The sequence below is a fragment of the Wolbachia endosymbiont (group A) of Acrocera orbiculus genome (genome assembly GCF_947250015.1).
In the GTDB taxonomy this organism is placed as follows: domain Bacteria; phylum Pseudomonadota; class Alphaproteobacteria; order Rickettsiales; family Anaplasmataceae; genus Wolbachia; species Wolbachia pipientis.
The window spans coordinates 177275-193732 of record NZ_OX366272.1; the positions used below are offsets into that span (position 1 = coordinate 177275).

The 16458-nt window shown below is 33.6% G+C and carries 13 protein-coding genes and 3 pseudogenes; 8 read left to right on the forward strand and 8 right to left on the reverse strand.

The features are described 5' to 3' along the window. The first annotated feature begins 32 nt into the window (after positions 1 to 32). From ltrA to OOL03_RS00950, 5 genes and pseudogenes are all read left to right on the forward strand, one after another. Entirely contained in the window at positions 33 to 1490 is a 1458-nt protein-coding gene (ltrA, locus tag OOL03_RS00930; protein WP_264707430.1) for a group II intron reverse transcriptase/maturase, read from the forward strand. A gap of 451 nt (positions 1491 to 1941) precedes the next feature. Further along, a pseudogene (locus OOL03_RS00935) lies at positions 1942 to 2064 on the forward strand (IS630 transposase-related protein); the annotation flags it as partial. Positions 2065 to 2135: 71 nt separating this feature from the next. After that, positions 2136 to 2252, forward strand: a pseudogene (locus tag OOL03_RS00940) (tRNA pseudouridine(38-40) synthase TruA); the annotation flags it as partial. 75 nt (positions 2253 to 2327) lie between these two features. Beyond that, positions 2328 to 3187, forward strand: a protein-coding gene (locus OOL03_RS00945) for an IS630 family transposase (protein ID WP_264707019.1) whose coding sequence is annotated in 2 segments (ribosomal slippage) — positions 2328 to 2652 and positions 2652 to 3187 — 861 coding nt in all. Because the reading frame shifts where the segments join, the coding sequence is not laid out codon by codon here. Between the two features lie 139 nt (positions 3188 to 3326). Further along, positions 3327 to 3827, forward strand: a pseudogene (locus tag OOL03_RS00950) (IS4-like element ISWosp8 family transposase); the annotation flags it as partial. Positions 3828 to 4016: 189 nt separating this feature from the next. Here OOL03_RS00950 and OOL03_RS00955 read toward each other — a convergent pair. The 6 genes from OOL03_RS00955 to OOL03_RS00980 form a co-directional block, all read right to left on the reverse strand. Further along, complete coding sequence (locus OOL03_RS00955; protein WP_264707431.1) at positions 4017 to 5267, reverse strand: citrate synthase; 1251 nt, start codon at positions 5265 to 5267, stop codon at positions 4017 to 4019. An 80-nt stretch (positions 5268 to 5347) separates the two neighbouring features. Then, positions 5348 to 5617 carry a 30S ribosomal protein S20 gene (gene rpsT / locus OOL03_RS00960; RefSeq protein WP_264707432.1) on the reverse strand — a complete coding sequence of 90 codons (270 nt, stop codon included), beginning with the start codon at positions 5615 to 5617 and terminating at the stop codon, positions 5348 to 5350. Between the two features lie 51 nt (positions 5618 to 5668). Then, the gene (locus OOL03_RS00965; RefSeq protein WP_010081980.1) at positions 5669 to 6256 is read right to left on the reverse strand and encodes a lysophospholipid acyltransferase family protein; all 588 of its coding nucleotides are present in this window, start codon (positions 6254 to 6256) and stop codon (positions 5669 to 5671) included. Positions 6257 to 6449: 193 nt separating this feature from the next. Next, positions 6450 to 7436 (reverse strand): tyrosine recombinase, encoded by a 987-nt coding sequence (locus OOL03_RS00970; RefSeq protein ID WP_151808093.1) that lies wholly within the window; start codon positions 7434 to 7436, stop codon positions 6450 to 6452. A 365-nt stretch (positions 7437 to 7801) separates the two neighbouring features. Beyond that, the gene (locus OOL03_RS00975) at positions 7802 to 8437 is read right to left on the reverse strand and encodes a DnaA ATPase domain-containing protein (RefSeq protein WP_006280257.1); all 636 of its coding nucleotides are present in this window, start codon (positions 8435 to 8437) and stop codon (positions 7802 to 7804) included. Between the two features lie 129 nt (positions 8438 to 8566). Further along, positions 8567 to 9631, reverse strand: a complete 1065-nt coding sequence (locus OOL03_RS00980) for an AI-2E family transporter (RefSeq protein WP_319803719.1) — start codon at positions 9629 to 9631, stop codon at positions 8567 to 8569. 263 nt (positions 9632 to 9894) lie between these two features. Between OOL03_RS00980 and OOL03_RS00985 the strand changes: the two genes are divergently transcribed. After that, positions 9895 to 11088 carry a bifunctional 2-C-methyl-D-erythritol 4-phosphate cytidylyltransferase/2-C-methyl-D-erythritol 2,4-cyclodiphosphate synthase gene (locus OOL03_RS00985; RefSeq protein ID WP_264707433.1) on the forward strand — a complete coding sequence of 398 codons (1194 nt, stop codon included), beginning with the start codon at positions 9895 to 9897 and terminating at the stop codon, positions 11086 to 11088. Positions 11089 to 11914: 826 nt separating this feature from the next. Here the strand turns inward: OOL03_RS00985 and OOL03_RS00990 are convergent. Then, positions 11915 to 12979, reverse strand: coding sequence for a 5-(carboxyamino)imidazole ribonucleotide synthase (locus tag OOL03_RS00990; RefSeq protein ID WP_264707434.1), 1065 nt, complete (start codon positions 12977 to 12979; stop codon positions 11915 to 11917). Between the two features lie 99 nt (positions 12980 to 13078). Here OOL03_RS00990 and apaG point away from each other — a divergent pair, with 99 nt between their 5' ends. Both apaG and OOL03_RS01000 read left to right on the forward strand, forming a co-directional pair. After that, entirely contained in the window at positions 13079 to 13480 is a 402-nt protein-coding gene (gene apaG, locus OOL03_RS00995) for a Co2+/Mg2+ efflux protein ApaG (RefSeq protein WP_179951370.1), read from the forward strand. A gap of 177 nt (positions 13481 to 13657) precedes the next feature. After that, the gene (locus OOL03_RS01000) at positions 13658 to 14551 is read left to right on the forward strand and encodes an Rpn family recombination-promoting nuclease/putative transposase (RefSeq protein WP_264707435.1); all 894 of its coding nucleotides are present in this window, start codon (positions 13658 to 13660) and stop codon (positions 14549 to 14551) included. 10 nt (positions 14552 to 14561) lie between these two features. Here OOL03_RS01000 and OOL03_RS01005 read toward each other — a convergent pair whose 3' ends face one another. Then, positions 14562 to 16160 (reverse strand): ABC transporter permease, encoded by a 1599-nt coding sequence (locus OOL03_RS01005; RefSeq protein WP_264705318.1) that lies wholly within the window; start codon positions 16158 to 16160, stop codon positions 14562 to 14564. Positions 16161 to 16458 lie beyond the last annotated feature (298 nt).

Below are 16458 nucleotides of genomic sequence, written 5' to 3' on the forward strand. Positions count from 1 at the left end.
GACGTAAACACTGTAATTTGGAAGGTAAAGTTATGAGTAGTAGTGAATATGTTATGAGCCAACAAAATGTTAGGTATGAATGGAATGAAATTTCTTGGCGTAAGCTGGAGAAATCTTCATTTAAGCTACAAAAACGAATTTACCAAGCTTCTAAATGTAATGATATCAAAAAGATGCATAATCTTCAGAGATTATTACTCAAATCAACAAGTGCAAGAATGCTCGCAGTTAGAAGAGTAACACAGGACAATAGAGGGAAAAAAACTGCAGGTATTGATGGGAAAGCCAATCTCGACCAAAAAGAAAGAATGCAATTAGCAAATTCTATGGATTTAAGAGGAAGAGCAAAACCATCAAGACGAGTCTGGATACCAAAACCTGGCAAGCCATTGGAGCGTCGTCCCCTTGGTATTCCCACTATATCGTGTCGAGCAAAACAAACACTTGTAAAAATGGCGTTGGAACCTGAATGGGAAGCAAAATTTGAGCCGAACACTTATGGTTTTAGACCTGGTAGATCTTGTCACGATGCTATGAAGGCCATATTCAATGCACTAAGTCAGAAAACAGCATATTGTTTAGATGCTGATATTTCAGGGTGTTTCGATAATATTAAACACTATGCATTGCTTGAAAAACTCAATACCACACCAACATTAAGAAAAACAATAAAAGGATGGTTGAGAGCAGGAGTAATAGAAAATAGAATTTTCCAGCCAACTAAGAGTGGTACAATTCAAGGAGGAACTATCTCTCCATTATTGGCTTGTATAGCATTACACGGTATGGAACAATATATTAAAGAAGCATTAAAAAGTGAACTTTTTCTATATAGAAGAAGAAAGTATGGTACAGCATCGCAGCAACGGGCACAACAAGCTCTTAGTATAATTTTTTATGCTGATGATTTTGTTGTTATACATGAGAGTGAGGAGATCCTTATTAAGGCAAAGGTACTAATCGAAGAATGGTTAAAAATCATTGGATTAGAACTAAAACCTTCAAAAACAAGGATTTCCCATACTTTAGAAGGGGATAAACCAGGATTTGATTTTCTTGGATTTTCAATAAGACACTACCTAACAAGAAATAATAAGAAAGGTTACAAGTTATTAATCAAACCAAGTCGTGAATCTATAAAACAGCATAATTTCATTATCAAACATAAGATTAGAAAATTGAGGGGAGCAACACAAGAAATAGTAATTAAAGTACTTAATCCAATTATTAGAGGATGGAGTCAATATTACTCTTGTGTAGTTTCAAGTGAAACATTTAATCTTATCGACAGTGTAATGTTCAGAAAACTTTGGAAGTGGGCGTTATATAAACACCCAAACAAAGGAAAATGCTGGATCAAAAGAAAGTACTTCAAGAAGTATGGTAATGATAATTGGCGATTTATGACAAGTAACGAAGTGAATCTTATAAGACACGGAGATCATGTTATTAAGCGACATATCAAAGTGAAAGGAACCAAATCTCCATAAGATGGTGATTGGGTTTACTGGGGGAATCGTCTTAATAGAATACTAGATAAATCACCGAGAGTAATAAAGCTGTTGAAGTTACAACAAGGCAAATGTGATCAATGTCAACTTTGGTTCAAGAGTGATGATATTCTAGAAATACACCATAAAGACCAAAATAGGAAAAATAATATGATCAAAAATTTATTATTATTACATGGACATTGTCACGATATTTTACACAGGAAGTGTGCATGACAAGCACCAAATTGCAGAGGAGCCGTATGACGGTAACCTGTCACGTACGGTTCTGCAGTCGAGTGGGGAGAGGTGACTTTCTCCACTTAGATAACTGGTAGAGAGGACTTTTGCTTGGATCAATAGAAATAGAAGGCTATCAAAGGAGTACGATTTATAGCTCTTTTCATAGAAGTCCGGATGTGATAAGGATAGATAATGATAAGGAGGTTGAATGCCAGCAGCATATAGTTATGATTTAAGAAAAAAAGCAATGGAGGCGCTAGACGAAGGAGAAAGCAGAGAAGCAGTGGCAGCAAGATTTAAGATTGGACGAACTACTTTATGGGAGTGGCAGCACTGTAGGCTTGACCATAAATTATGTTAAGATAGAAAATGACTATTTTAGATAGAGCTTGATGTAATGCAGTGCGATACAAAATAACGGTAGAATATAATGGTAGTAATTTCTCTGGTTGGCAAAAACAGCAACACTCTGCTAACTCAATCCAGGAGAAGATAGAAAATGCTATATTTAATTTTAGTGGTGAGAAAGTTATAGCTCTTTCGATAAAAGTCCGGATGTGATAGGATAAGGATAGATGATGATAAGGAGGTTGAATGCCAGCAGCATATAGTTATGATTTAAGAAAAAAAGCAATGGAAGCGCTAGACGAAGGAGAAAGCAGAGAAACAGTGGCAGCAAGATTTAAGATTGGACGAACTACTTTATGGGAGTGGCAGCAAAGAAGAAAAGAAACAGGAGACTTTCAATCAAAAAAACTTGGAAATGGGGGTTACAATCACAAAATTACCGACTGGGATACCTTTGCCAAATTTGCCAGAGAACACGGAGGAAAGACTCTATCGGAAATGGCTAAACTTTGGAACAACGTTAGTATCCAAACGATCTATCGAGCCCTTAAAAAAATTGGATTTACGCGCAAAAAAAGACATATGGATACAAGGAAAGAAACGAAGAAAAACGTGCTGAATTTTTGAAAATTATAGCGACAAAAGAACCTAAAAACTTAGTGTATATAGATGAGTCTGGCATTGATAACACCGAAGACTACCCCTACGGATATTGCCAGAAAGGACGGCGGTTTTATGCCTTAAAATCTGGAAAGAAAACTCAACGAATCAGTATGGTTGCAGCCTTAAGTGGAAGAAAGATAGTTGTTCCGTTAACCTTTGAAGGCCACTGTAATATGGATGTTTTTAATGGATGGTTTGAGCAATTTTTGACACCGATCTTGGAACCTGGACAGACTGTCATTCTTGACAATGCTACTTTTCATAAGTCTGATAAGATTATCGAGCTTGCTAAAGGGGTTGGTGCAGAAATTTTGTATCTGCCGCCTTATTCTCCAGATTTCAACAAAATTGAGCATCATTGGTTTGCTATAAAAAACAGAGCCAGGAAAAACATTCCTCTATTCGAATCCTTTCTTCGTGCTGTTGATTCTGCCTTCCTATGACCTGTTTGGACTATTATGAGAAATGCTATACTTACAACATCTACTGAAAGTTTCATATATCTGGCTATGAGTAAAGTTATGTTAAGTAGGGAATATGCTTGATTTACTGGTTTGTGGACAACCTCTAAGCTATGGGAACGCTGGCGAATTAGATTTTGATTTTATATTAGAAAATGAAAAGCTAAAAAATAAAATGAAAGGACAGAAAGTAAGAGTTATAGTGCTGACATTAGCCAACTGAGAAACAGAGTTTTTGACCGAGACTTTGGAGCAAAGCTTATGTGTTAAGGTGACACATAGAGGAGTGCTATAAACGACTCAAAGTAGGAGCAGAGTTAGAGAATTTTTCTGGAGAGGCTGTATTACAAGAATTTTGGGCAAACTTGGTCATGTGCAATATATTATCGCTTCATATGTGTGATGCACAAGGGCCTTGGAACCCAGATCAAATTACTGAGTATCGTTTAAATTTTTCAGTTTTATTTGGTGTAATGAGGCAGAAACTCTATCAGGTACTTATTGCGCCAAAAAACTTTCAAGCCCTTTTTAAGTATACGCGCTAAAGTTAAAATCCGACCGGGACAGCCGCAATAAAGTAGATAAGCCTAAACGCCATCATGTCTTTAGGAGAGTTTGCTAATGAAAGTTCTTAAGTTGACGCCATTGGCTGAACGGATACGGAATGACACCATCCTTTTTTCTGGATTCCAGACTGGAATGACACCTCTGGACACTTCCGTCGTAAAGGAACCAGTGTCAGCTACTCGGATGACACCTTTTTTCTACTTAGTTTGGGTTATGCAAGAAGTCTAATGAAGTGAAAATAAATTTATTTACCAAAATAGAGTTGCCTTGGTCTACAGATCTTAGTTTCTTTATCATTTATCATTTCATACCACTGAGTAACCCAACCAGTGGTTCTTGCAAGTGCAAAAATAGGCGTGAACATATTTGAGGGGATATCAATAGCATTCATTATTATACCTGAGTAAAAATCAACATTTGGATATAACTTACGCACGATAAAATATTCATCCTTTAAAGCTATTTCTTCAAGTTTTTTTGCAATTTTAAGCAGTTCATTATTTTGTTCTAGTTTACTTAGAACCTCATGGCAAGCGCCTTTCAATATACGCGCGCGCGGATCATAATTTTTATAAACACGATGTCCAAATCCCATCAATTTAAATGGATCTTTATCATCTTTAGCTTTTTCGATGAATTTATCTATATCTTCACTTTGCTCTATCTCTTTTAGCATATTTATAACTGCCTCATTAGCTCCACCATGTGCTGGTCCCCAAAGTGTAGCAACTCCTGCAGAGAGGCTTGCAAACAGATTAGAACCAGCCGATCCCACCAATCTGACAGCCGCCGTAGAAGCATTCTGTTCATGATCAGCATGGAGAGTAAATATTTTATCCAGAGCTTTTGCAAAAAGGGCGCTTTTATCATTATCAACAGCATCGCCAAATATCATCTTTAAGAAATTTTCACTGTAACTTAATTCATTGTTAGCATTTATGAATTCCTGATTGTTGATATGCCTATAAATCATTGCAATAATTGTGGAAACTTGCGCTATTGCAGAAATTCCAAAATCTAGGTCTTCACCATTGACATTGTTGCCATGCTTTTCATGATAAGATGCTGACAAACTTGCAAAACATGCAACTAAGATTGACATAGGGTGAGCAGTTTTTGGAAATGCTTTAATTACATTTGTAACTTGCTCTGATACTTTGGATGATTCTTGTATTTTGAGAAGAAATTTTTTGTGTTGCTCTGAACTGGGTAATTCACCATAGAGCAATAAATAAATCACAGCAGTAAAATTATTATTCTCTGCCAAATCAGCTATATTATGTCCCCTATATTTAAGAACTCCTTCATCTCCATCAATGAATGTAATTGTAGAAGAGCATGAAGCTGTAGAAACAAACCCTGGATCGTAAGTGAATAATCCTGTCATCTTATATAAATCCTTGATATTTAACACATCAGGACCTGTTGTTCCGCTTAATACAGGTAGCTCGATTTTTAATCCATTACTTAGTTCTAATAGCACTTTTTTATCCATCACTTAAGCTACTTAAATTTTATACAGAATATACAAACTGAGGAGTATATATTAATACAGTTAACTTTACATTAACCGTATTAAGCGGTCATCAATGCTTTTACTTTTGCATTTAAGCGACTTATTTTACGCGCAGCAGTATTCCTATGAATAACACCTTTATTCACACACTTGTGTAAATTAGATTCAGCATTCCGAAATGCCAGAACAACATTTTCTTTGTCGCCAGACTTGATTATATCAACCAATTTTCTAATAGAGGTGCGAGTTTTACTTTTCCGCATCTTATTTATTAAAGTGCGCTTTGCTATTACCTCTATCATTTTTTTAGCACTCTTATGATTTGCCATATATTAATACCTAAAATACTGTACTTTTCTTTTAATTATAAAGTTTTTTTGTTAATTTGCAATATCAGTTTTTCCTATGGTTAATCTACTGCTTCTCTCTTCAATAATTTTTTCTAAACTTTGCAAGAATTCATTTTTGTTTAACCCAGGATATATTGGGGGCAATATTTCTATTACTGCCTTTCCGGGATTCTTTCTCAGAGAAAGTATGCTTTTTGGCCAAAACAAACCAGTGTTTAAAGCAACCGGTAACACAGGAACAGATAATACGCTATATAAAGCAGCAATACCTGGTTGATATTTTATATTTTGGTTTATAGTTGTTCTTGTACCTTCAGGAAATATTATTATGCTTCTATTTTCTTTTATACGCATTTTTGCTAGTTTGATTATATGGCGTATAGAACTGATACCATCTGAACGGTTAATAAAAATCATTTTCAGCGCTATAAGATGCAAACCAATGAATGGAATCCATTTCAATTCACGTTTTAAAATAAAAACCGCTTTTCTAAATAGTAGTATAAAAATAAATGTTTCAAATGGAGATTGGTGTTTAGATGCAATGATAAAAGGTTGCTTAGGGATGTTTTCCATTCCCCTCACTTCATATTTAATGCCACATAATAAACGCAGCATGAATAATACAACTCTCACCGAACAGACGAGGAAAATGGTTATTACACACTCAGAAAAGAAAATTACAGGGAGAGTAATGAAAGTATAGAATACCTCCCATAATATAAGAAAGAAATTAAACAATAAACTTGAAATCACAAACTCACATAAATTTATTTAAATTTAACTTTATTACAAATTAAAAACAATAAATTTAATTATTGATCATCTGAGTAATAGGATGCGAATCAGCTAATTTGTCCTTTAACTTTTCGTTAGCAATATGAGTATATATTTGTGTTGTAGAAAGGTTAGTATGGCCAAGAACTTTCTGTATCAACACAATATTTGCTCCGCTATTTAGTAGATGGGTAGCAAAAGAATGCCTAATCACGTGTGGAGAGATCTTATTTTCATCAATATTGCATTTTCTTGCCAACTCCTTCATTAATTGACCGACCCTCTGCCTTGTAATTGGTTTATTAGGTTTATCACCTGGGAATAGCCAATCGGATTCCTTTTCTTTAGAGATCAGATTATCACGAACTGATAAATAATTTCTAAGGCTCTGCAATGCTTGTTCATTAAAAAGAATTTGCCTCTCTCTACCACTTTTTCCTTTTATTATTATATAGCATTCTTTGTTATTACTGTTTATTAAATGTGACACTTCACATAATTTCATACTAATTAGTTCAGAAACACGCATTCCAGAAGAGTAAAGGATATCTAAAATCGCACATAGCCTTTTACTGCTTATCTCTTTATTCGATTCGCTTGCTGATTTTCTCACTGTGTCCATTAGCAAAAATATTTCTTCGACACTTAAATACTTAGGCAAAGGACGAGAAACTTTTGGATTCTTTAATTCAGCATCATTAGCCGGCGCTGGATTAAAATCTATTATTCCGTCATTAAATAGACACTTGTAAAAATTTTTCATAGCGGATATTTTTCTTGATATAGAGCTACTTTTATATTTTTTTTGTGTACATAAAGATTTCACATAATCTTTAATATTGGTTTTGTTTACACCAACCAAGGTAGTGCCGCTTTCCAATAAAAATTCTTCAAACTGGTGTAAATCCGAACGATAACTTTCCAGAGTATTTTGTGCAGCGGACCTCTCTGAAGCTAAAGCATCTATGTAATATGTTATGTAAAGATTTTCTTTTTTATTTTGCGACTGTTTATTTTTCATTATCAGTTCCTATATTTATTTCTTTGGCTATAATTTGATTAGAAGTGTTCCCTGTGTTTCTTATGAGAAAATATGAGACAAATAAAGCATTTATCAATAGAGTGAACATCACAAACTTTTGCTTTAACCTTTTTCTTAAATTTAATCTTACTCTTATCATAGTTAAATTATAACGTTAAATTTATAAAAAACACCTTATAAAGTGAGCTCTACTATAAATATAGAATACTTCTTAGCTGTATCTATCTATATTTATTATAACATAACATTGATTATAATTCTAACATGGACAGATAGAGATTCCAATTACGTTAGTGTTATGGGTGTTAATAAATTTTTAATATACACCTTTACAAAAGAAGAAATCAAATGGCATCTTTTTTTAATAAAGTGCTAATAAAAGGAACGGTCACATTTGACCCTATAGATTCATTATCTATCTTTTCTATAATTTTATCAATGCTATAGAAAGAACGTTCTATTCTTGCTAAAATATAATTAATCACTTTTAAATCAATTTTTAACTGTTTATCTGAAAATCGTTTTATTAGCATAATTCTTAATAATTCCTCGCTTGCAGGCAAAATTTTTACGCTGATAGTTGATAATATTCGAGAACTTAAATCTCTTAGTTTGAAGTTAAGCTTTTTTGGTGAAATTGAAGAAGTGATTAGCAGCCTCTTGTCGTTTTCTTTCATGTAATTGTAACAATGTAATAACATTGCTTCATCTTTAATGTTTTGTACGTCTTCTAAAATAAAAGCATCGCTATACCTAATCTCGCTTACGAAGTTATTCACATTGATAAAGATTGCATCGTTTATTGATTGCCAAATATGAGCAAGATGAGTTTTACCGGAGCTTTTAGGTCCAAAAAGAATCAGACATTTCCAAGATAAATCATTAACTACCGAATTATATACGTGCTTATTTTCATCTAAGATGATGTAATTTTGCCGGCTATAATCAGCTTGATTGTTGTTAAATAAATTTAATTGCACGTTGAACCTCTTACGTAACCTCTTTCTGGTAGTAATTTTTGCGCAGAAATTTACTTACGCTCCTCAAATGTGTCAGGTATTCTGGGCTCATTTCTCCTCTTACCATAAATTGATTATGCAAAAGGTCTGTTAGCCGTTTTTATAAAGCTCACTTTTAAAATATTTATTGATTGCATATTCTACTGATACATTGAACATTGCTATTATTGGAATAAAAAGTAATATACCTGTAAATCCAAAATATGAAGCGCATATAGTAATTCCCAGAATAATTACAGTTGGATGTATATGAACTTTTTTTCCTATTAATAAAGGAACTAATATGTTTGAATCTATTAATTGCCCAACACCAAATAATAGCAAAACAGCAGCACTTTCAAACCATCCACTAAATTGAGTGATAGCGCTCAAAAACCCAATAATGGTATATAATAATGGCCCTACGTAAGGTATGAACGTTAACATTCCTGATAAAATTCCAATAACAATAGAGTGTTCCAATCCGATTATGCTCAGGCTCACAGAGTAAAAGACCATCATGACAATACATACATTTACCTCCCCCTTTAGATAATTAGATATAATGAAATCCACTTTGAAAAAATAATCTGCAATTTTTCCCCTGTAAGGAATAGGGATTAATTTATTAGCTTTTTCTATAATTAAAGGCCAATCACGTAATATATAGAAAAACACTACAGGAGTAATCACCATTAATGATATCGTGTTAAAGCTTGAACTTAACACTTGGATTACAAAGTTACTAGCAATATCAAGAGCATTCATGAAATAAGATACATAGTTGCTGTAATTTTCTGCTAGATTTTTAGATAAGTGATCAAATAAGCTATCCTCGATTTTTATATTAAGAAATTCTAATACAGAGGGGATTACTTTAAGCTCTAATGAAGGCACTTTACTCACTAAGAAATTTAATATTGAAGTAATTTGAACATATATAATAGGTAAAACAAATGTTATGACTAGTATAAAAGCTATTAATAAAACAAGTATTATAAAAATTACAGAACATGAACGTGGTATTCTATACTTTTCAAACTTAATTACTAGCGGATTAAACAAATATGCAATAATAATAGATATTAAACATGGAAAAATCATAGTACGCATCAGGAATAACATCCCTATTATAAAAAGCAGTATGAAACAAATAGTTATATGACGTTTTTGCATGTGTTTAGCATAGCTAATTTACTGAAAAATATGCAATTTATTTTTCCTATGTTGAAAGTATTTTACGATTTGTAATACTATCGTTTTTTACTAAAATTTAGTTGTTTAATCCGCAGGCAAAGATAGATTTTGAGCTCTCTAAATATCTCTTTTGCTATTATAATTATGCTAGTTAATAGGGGAAGTAACTTTTATATGATGTCAGAAATTTTATTTTTCGGAAAGAATCTTGGATAGAGAGGAAAGCTTCTACAAAAAGAAATATGTGCGCTAAGAAATACAAAATAGCAGCATTAATAGTTGCAGCGGGAGTAGGCAGTAGATGCAATTCTACGATTCCTAAGCAATATATAAAACTGGCAGGTAAATCTGTTTTATTTCATACAATTAAAAGATTTCTGGCTAACCAATATATAGATTACATAAGAATAGCAATTAATAGAGACCATGAAAGTTTCTATGAGAAAGCTATATCACTAATTACAGACACTAAATTACTAAGCCCTGTATACGGAGGAGAAAACAGGCAAAGTTCAGTTAAACTAGGGCTTGAAAGCTTACAAAAAATTAACCCAGATTTTGTAGTTATACACGATGCTTGTAGGCCTTTTGTGTCAGATGTTCTGATAGATAACTTGGTTGAATCTATGATTAATGATCAATATACAGGAGTAGTTCCAGCAATAGAAGTTGAAGACACTATGTCATTGGTGAGTAATAGTTTTATTGAATCTACGATTTCAAGAGGAAAGCTCAGAGCCATACAAACCCCTCAAATTTTTAATTTCAAAGAATTATTATCATGCCATCAATCAGTCAAAGAATTTACTGACGATTCATCACTAATGGTAGAGCACAAAAAACATGTTGCGATTATTAAAGGTGAGAAAAGCAATTTTAAGTTAACCACAAAAGAGGATATCAATATGGCAAAGCTTCTTTTTGAAGAGCCAAAATTTCGTGTCGGAGCCGGTTATGATATACATAAGTTCATTAAAGTTCAAAATGGTGCTGAAAGCTTTATAAAAATTTGCGGTGTGAAAATTGAACACAACATGGCAATAGAAGCGCACTCTGATGGTGATGTTGCAATACATGCAATCGTTGATGCAATACTCGGAGCACTGGGATGTGGCGACATAGGAGAGCACTTTCCTCCTAGTTCCTCTGAATGGAAAGATTGCAATTCATCTCACTTTCTTGACTTTGCTGCTAAAAAAGCAAAAGAAAAAGGGTACAGCGTGTCTAATTTAGATATTACTATAGTTTGTGAAGAGCCTAAAATATCGCCTCACAAAGTAGAAATGAAGAAATTCATATCAAAAGCATTAGAAATTGATGATGAATTTGTAAATATCAAAGCAACCACTGCAGAGAAATTAGGTTATATTGGAAGAAATGAAGGAATAGCAGTGCATGCTTCTGTGTTATTGCATACAAACTTTTATTGGAAATAGAAACGAAAAAACTTACTTGACATCCTTCGCCAGCCCCCTTATCATGAAACTGAAGCTATTTATTTATCTTCTCTGTACAGATTAAATGACAAAAAAACTCACGTATCTGGCGTCCCATGTTTAATTTTTTGCACCATGTGCACCTTATGTCTTTATAAAATTTCTAGGTTTTTACCTAATATAAGCTGAAATGCGCTTATAAAGCATTTAAAACATCAAAAAACGCCGATTTAAAAAATGGATAGTGAATAACTAGCTACCCTAGGGTTTCTTTTGCCTTTTTTTCTGTTTAGTAAATTTCTTAATGTTTATAATTTAGATTAGTTGCGGCTTAAAAGCAACTAAATCGCGGTTATTAAGCGTTTAGAATAAAAAAACGCCATACTTGAAAGTATAATGTAAGTAATTAGCCAACCACGGGGCTTCTTTTGCCTTTTTTTTTATTTGGTAAATTTCTTAATATTTATGGCTAAACGACAATCGTCATCCCGCTACTTGTTAGCGGGATCTAGAGATACCGCGGCGGCATGACGTAGGACTGCTGTCATTCAAGTAGCTGACGCTGGAACCCAGCCTTGCTGTAATCTCATCAAGAACGTTGTGTTTTAACATAAGATCAGCCACTTTTATGCTTACCAACTTAATAAAATTCCTGGATCCAAGTAGTCAGGCTACTCGGATGACACCTTCACAAAGTGAAATGAGATCCCGCTAACAAGCAGCGGGATGACGGGAAAAGAGGTGCTAGAATGACACCGTTTACTATGTAACATCTCATCATATCACAATGTTCGTACAGTTGTGGCGGTATGACGTAGAAAAACTGTTAACTTAAATCTATATTGACATGTCCCATTTTACGCTTATCCCTAACCTCTTTTTTCCCATATATGGTTAAACTAGCTTTTTCGTTGCTCAAATACTTATGAGAATCATATGTATCATTACCTATTATATTTTTCGTCATACAAGGAAAGCATAATACTACTTCCTGCATAGGTAGCCCGCATATTATCCTAACTAGCTGTTCAAATTGACTAACGTTACATGCATCCAAGCTCCAGTGGCAAGAATTGTGAGGTCTGGGAGCTAGTTCATTAACTAACAATTCGTTATCTTTAGTAACAAAAAATTCAATAGCCAGAATTCCTATTACATCAAGCGCATTTGCTATTTTCTTTGCAGCTCGTTGTACCTCTTGAGTTAATTTGCTATCTATTTTAGCTGGCACTGTTGAAGTATCAAGTATTCCATCAACGTGGTAATTTTCTGCTATAGGAAAAAAAGCTACTTTACAGTTTTTATCTCTTGCAACGACTATTGAAACCTCTTTCAGTAAATCAACACTTGCTTCAAGAATGTACTCTGTATTCCAATCAAAGGAAGCAAATTGCTTCACTTCAGAATCATTCTCAAGCACATATTGTCCTTTTCCATCGTAACCCATTTCTGTTGTTTTCAGCCTTATTGGATAGCCAAAAGCTCTACTGCTTTTCAGTAGCTCATTATAATTTTGTATACTCTTATAGTTAGCAGTTTTTATACCCAAGTTTTTAATAAAATCCTTTTCTCTCAGTCTGTTCTGCGAAATGTGTAACGCTTTTTTACCCGGATAAAAATTTACATCGATATCAATTGCACTACATGGAATATTTTCAGACTCAATAGTAACTAAATCCACACTCTGTGCAAAAGATTCAAGAGCTTTCTTATTAGAGAAATCTGCTATTGTGAAATCATCAGCAACAGAGCAAGCCGGATCGTCTTTAGCACTGGCAAAAACATGTGTTTTTTGTCCAAGTTTTGTTGCAGCGATAGCAGTCATTTTACCTAATTGTCCACCACCTATTATTCCTATTACTTTTTTGCTCAGTGCATCTGGTTCATTCATACTATAAATTGATATTTCCTAATTAAAGTATACTTGAAAAATCTATGAAAAAAGCATATAATTAGAATATTATCTTTTTATCATGAATATTCTATAATGATTCTAGAATACACATTGACTACCAACTTTGTTGAAGTTACAGTTTTACCAATTTACATTGAAGAGCAATCCATTCCTTATGAAAATTGCTATGTATGGATGTATAACGTTAAGATAAAAAACAAAAGCCAATCAACTATTCAATTGTTAAGTCGTCATTGGCAAATAATAGATTATAAGGGCAAAGTAAATGAAATTGCCGGAGTTGGTGTTATCGGAGAACAGCCTGTGATAAAATCTGGAGAGGTATTTAAATACACAAGTGGAACATACTTAAATGTACCGTCAGGAATAATGCAGGGTAAGTATGAATTTCTGAATGAAGAAAGCATAAAAGTTTTTGAAGTTATGATACCACCCTTTTCTTTGGATAGTCCATACATCAAAACTAGACCCCATTAACTGTCAAAATAGTTTATTTGTAACCAGACTGCATTCTGTGATTTTTAGCAAAGCACGATCTTTCATTTGAGCTTTCTTCAATTTAAAATAAATACAGAAACTAGCTATCTTCAAAAATATGGTTGAATAATTGTTAATAATAGTGTATAATTATTAATATTTTCAAGCATTTTTGCCATGGCTCTTTCAAAATTTCTCGATCCTCGCAATGATTTGTGTTTCAAAAAAATCTTTGGAACGGAAAAAAATAAGAATATCCTGATCCACTTTTTGAACGATATTTTAGGGTTTACTGAGATAAATGCAATACAAGAAGTTGAGTTTCTTAGCACTATTATGGATCCCGAAGTTGCCTCTGATAAACAAAGTATTGTTGATGTTCTCTGCAAGGATTCTCACGGAAATAGATATATAGCAGAAATGCAGCTCGCTAGAGACAAGGGCTTCGAAAAACGCGCTCAATTATATGCCGCTAAAGCCTACTCAAGACAATTAGATAAATCTGGCAACTACATTGATTTAAAGAAAGTCTTCTTTATTGCTATATCAAATTGTAACTTACTTCCTGAAGAAGTTGATTATATTTCTACTCACAATATACGTGATATAAAAACTAACGGCCATTACTTAAAAGATTTTCAGTTTGTCTTTATTGAGTTGCCTAAATTCGCAAAAAATAAAGTAGAGCAGTTAGAAAGTATAGTAGAAAGGTGGTGTTTCTTTTTTAAATACGCAGAAGAAACAACAGAAGAGGACTTAAAAGAGATAGCAGAAAAAGCACCAATAATAAAGTTAGCCTACGATGAATTAGACAGGTTTAGCTGGAATGAAAAAGATTTAGTAGCTTATGAAGAAAGGATAATGGATCTACGCAAAGAAGAAGCTATTCTTGAATACAGACTTGATCTTGCTGAAGAGAAAGGTATACAAAAAGGTATAGAGAAAGGGAAAATTGAAGGGAAAATTGAAGTCGCAAAAGCAATGCTGGCTAATAATGTTGATGTCAACACTATTGTTAAGTTTACTGGCCTTTCTATTAGTGAGATTGAAGAATTAAGTGGAAATCTGTGAACAGTTACGTTTATTTTTTATCCTTATCATCAAGTGTAAATAAGGTTATTGTAGAGATTAAGCCTATTATAACTATTATTAACGAAAATGGGGCAGCTTCTCTATAGCGCTCATCGCTTACAAGTTCATATATTCTAGTTGATATAGTTTCAAAATTAAATGGTCTTATAATGAGTGTTGCTGTGAGCTCTTTGATAGTATCCATAAATACGAGCAAAAATCCCGATAATATACTCTTCTTGATGAGAGGGATATGAACATTCAAACATGTGGAAATAGGTCCGTGACCCATGGTATATGCAGTCCACTCAATTTCATTTGGTGTTTTTTTGAGCCCTGACTCTACCGCCTTGAAAGATATAGCAAAAAAACGGAATAAATATGAGTAAACTAATGCGCCAATAGTTCCTACTAAGCTAATTTCCACAACATATTGAGTAATGAAAGAGGATATTCTGCTTAAAAATATTATTATACTAATTGCGATAATTGCATTTGGAATTGCGTAGCCTAAAGAAATGAGACGCGCTATATTGTTGATTACCTTATTTTTACGCGCCGTATATCCAATCATTATTGCAATGCTAATTGAGATTAATGCGGTGATAAATGATAAACTAATGCTATTTGCTATTATGTTATAGAATCTTGCTTCGTATATGAAAAACCCCTTCTCTATGCTCCAATATATGAGCGGAATCATTGGCAAAATAAAACCTATTAATATCGGCAATACACACATAAGATAAGCAAAGATCAACGGTATAGCGCCACTTATACTCCGTTTGTTGTGATAATCTGAATTGGTATTGATTGAAGAGTAGGATATTCCTTTTTTTTGTAGTTTTTTTTCGATAGCTATTAGTGTTGCAACGAAAATCAACTCTGCAACTGCTAAAACAGTAGTTGAATATTTGTCATGCAGTAAAAACCAGGTGCGATATATTCCTGTCGTAAAAGTATCAATAGCAAGAAACTGTGGTGTGCCGAAATCTGTAATTACTTCCATTAGTACCAAAGACAACCCAGCTATAATTGATGGGCGTATGGAGGGTATGATGACAGAAAACAGGCTCTTCAATGAGGAGAACCCAAGTGTTGACGCAATAGTGACTGAGTTACTAACATTCTTTAGACTTGAGCGGACTAACATATAAACGTATGGATATAGGCTGAATCCCATTACTAATATTCCACCACCTAGGGATTTTATTTCAGGAAACCAATAGTCACCTTTGCTCCACTCTAAAATGTCTCTTAATGAGCTCTGCACCGGACCTGAAAACTCTAGTGTATTTACATAGACGAACGCTACTATATATCCAGGAATCGATATTGGAAAGAACAAAGCAATCTCAAAAATTTTACTTCCAGGAAATGAAAAAAATGTGGTAAGCCAAGCTGGAATTACTCCAAATATAAAGGATATTCCCCCCACTCCTATCATCAAAATTAACGTATTCAGTATATATTCAGGGAAAAGTGTGCTGATTACCCATCCGGAATTTGCTGTATCTGTAAATAAGATTGATATTAATGATAATATTGGGCAGACGAATAATATGCTTACTAAAAATAAGAATATATTTTTAAATACTCTTAAAAACATTAATTTGAATCTATATTTTATATTAAAATGTTATATGTAAAAACTGAAGATATCCAGTAATTATAGCTAACCCAAGAAAGGTTTCCCTACGTCATACCGCCCACAACTGTACAAACATTCGTTTGTGAAAGCAGTATGTTAAATGTTATAGCAGGTTTTGCCTCAAACACAAAGGCAGTGCCCAGACTACTTGGATCCAGAAAAATTGATTGTAAACAAACGACTATACAACATTTTCAATAAAATTACAAAAAAGCTGGATCCCAGTGTCAAGCACTGGGATGACATCCTCCCTTGT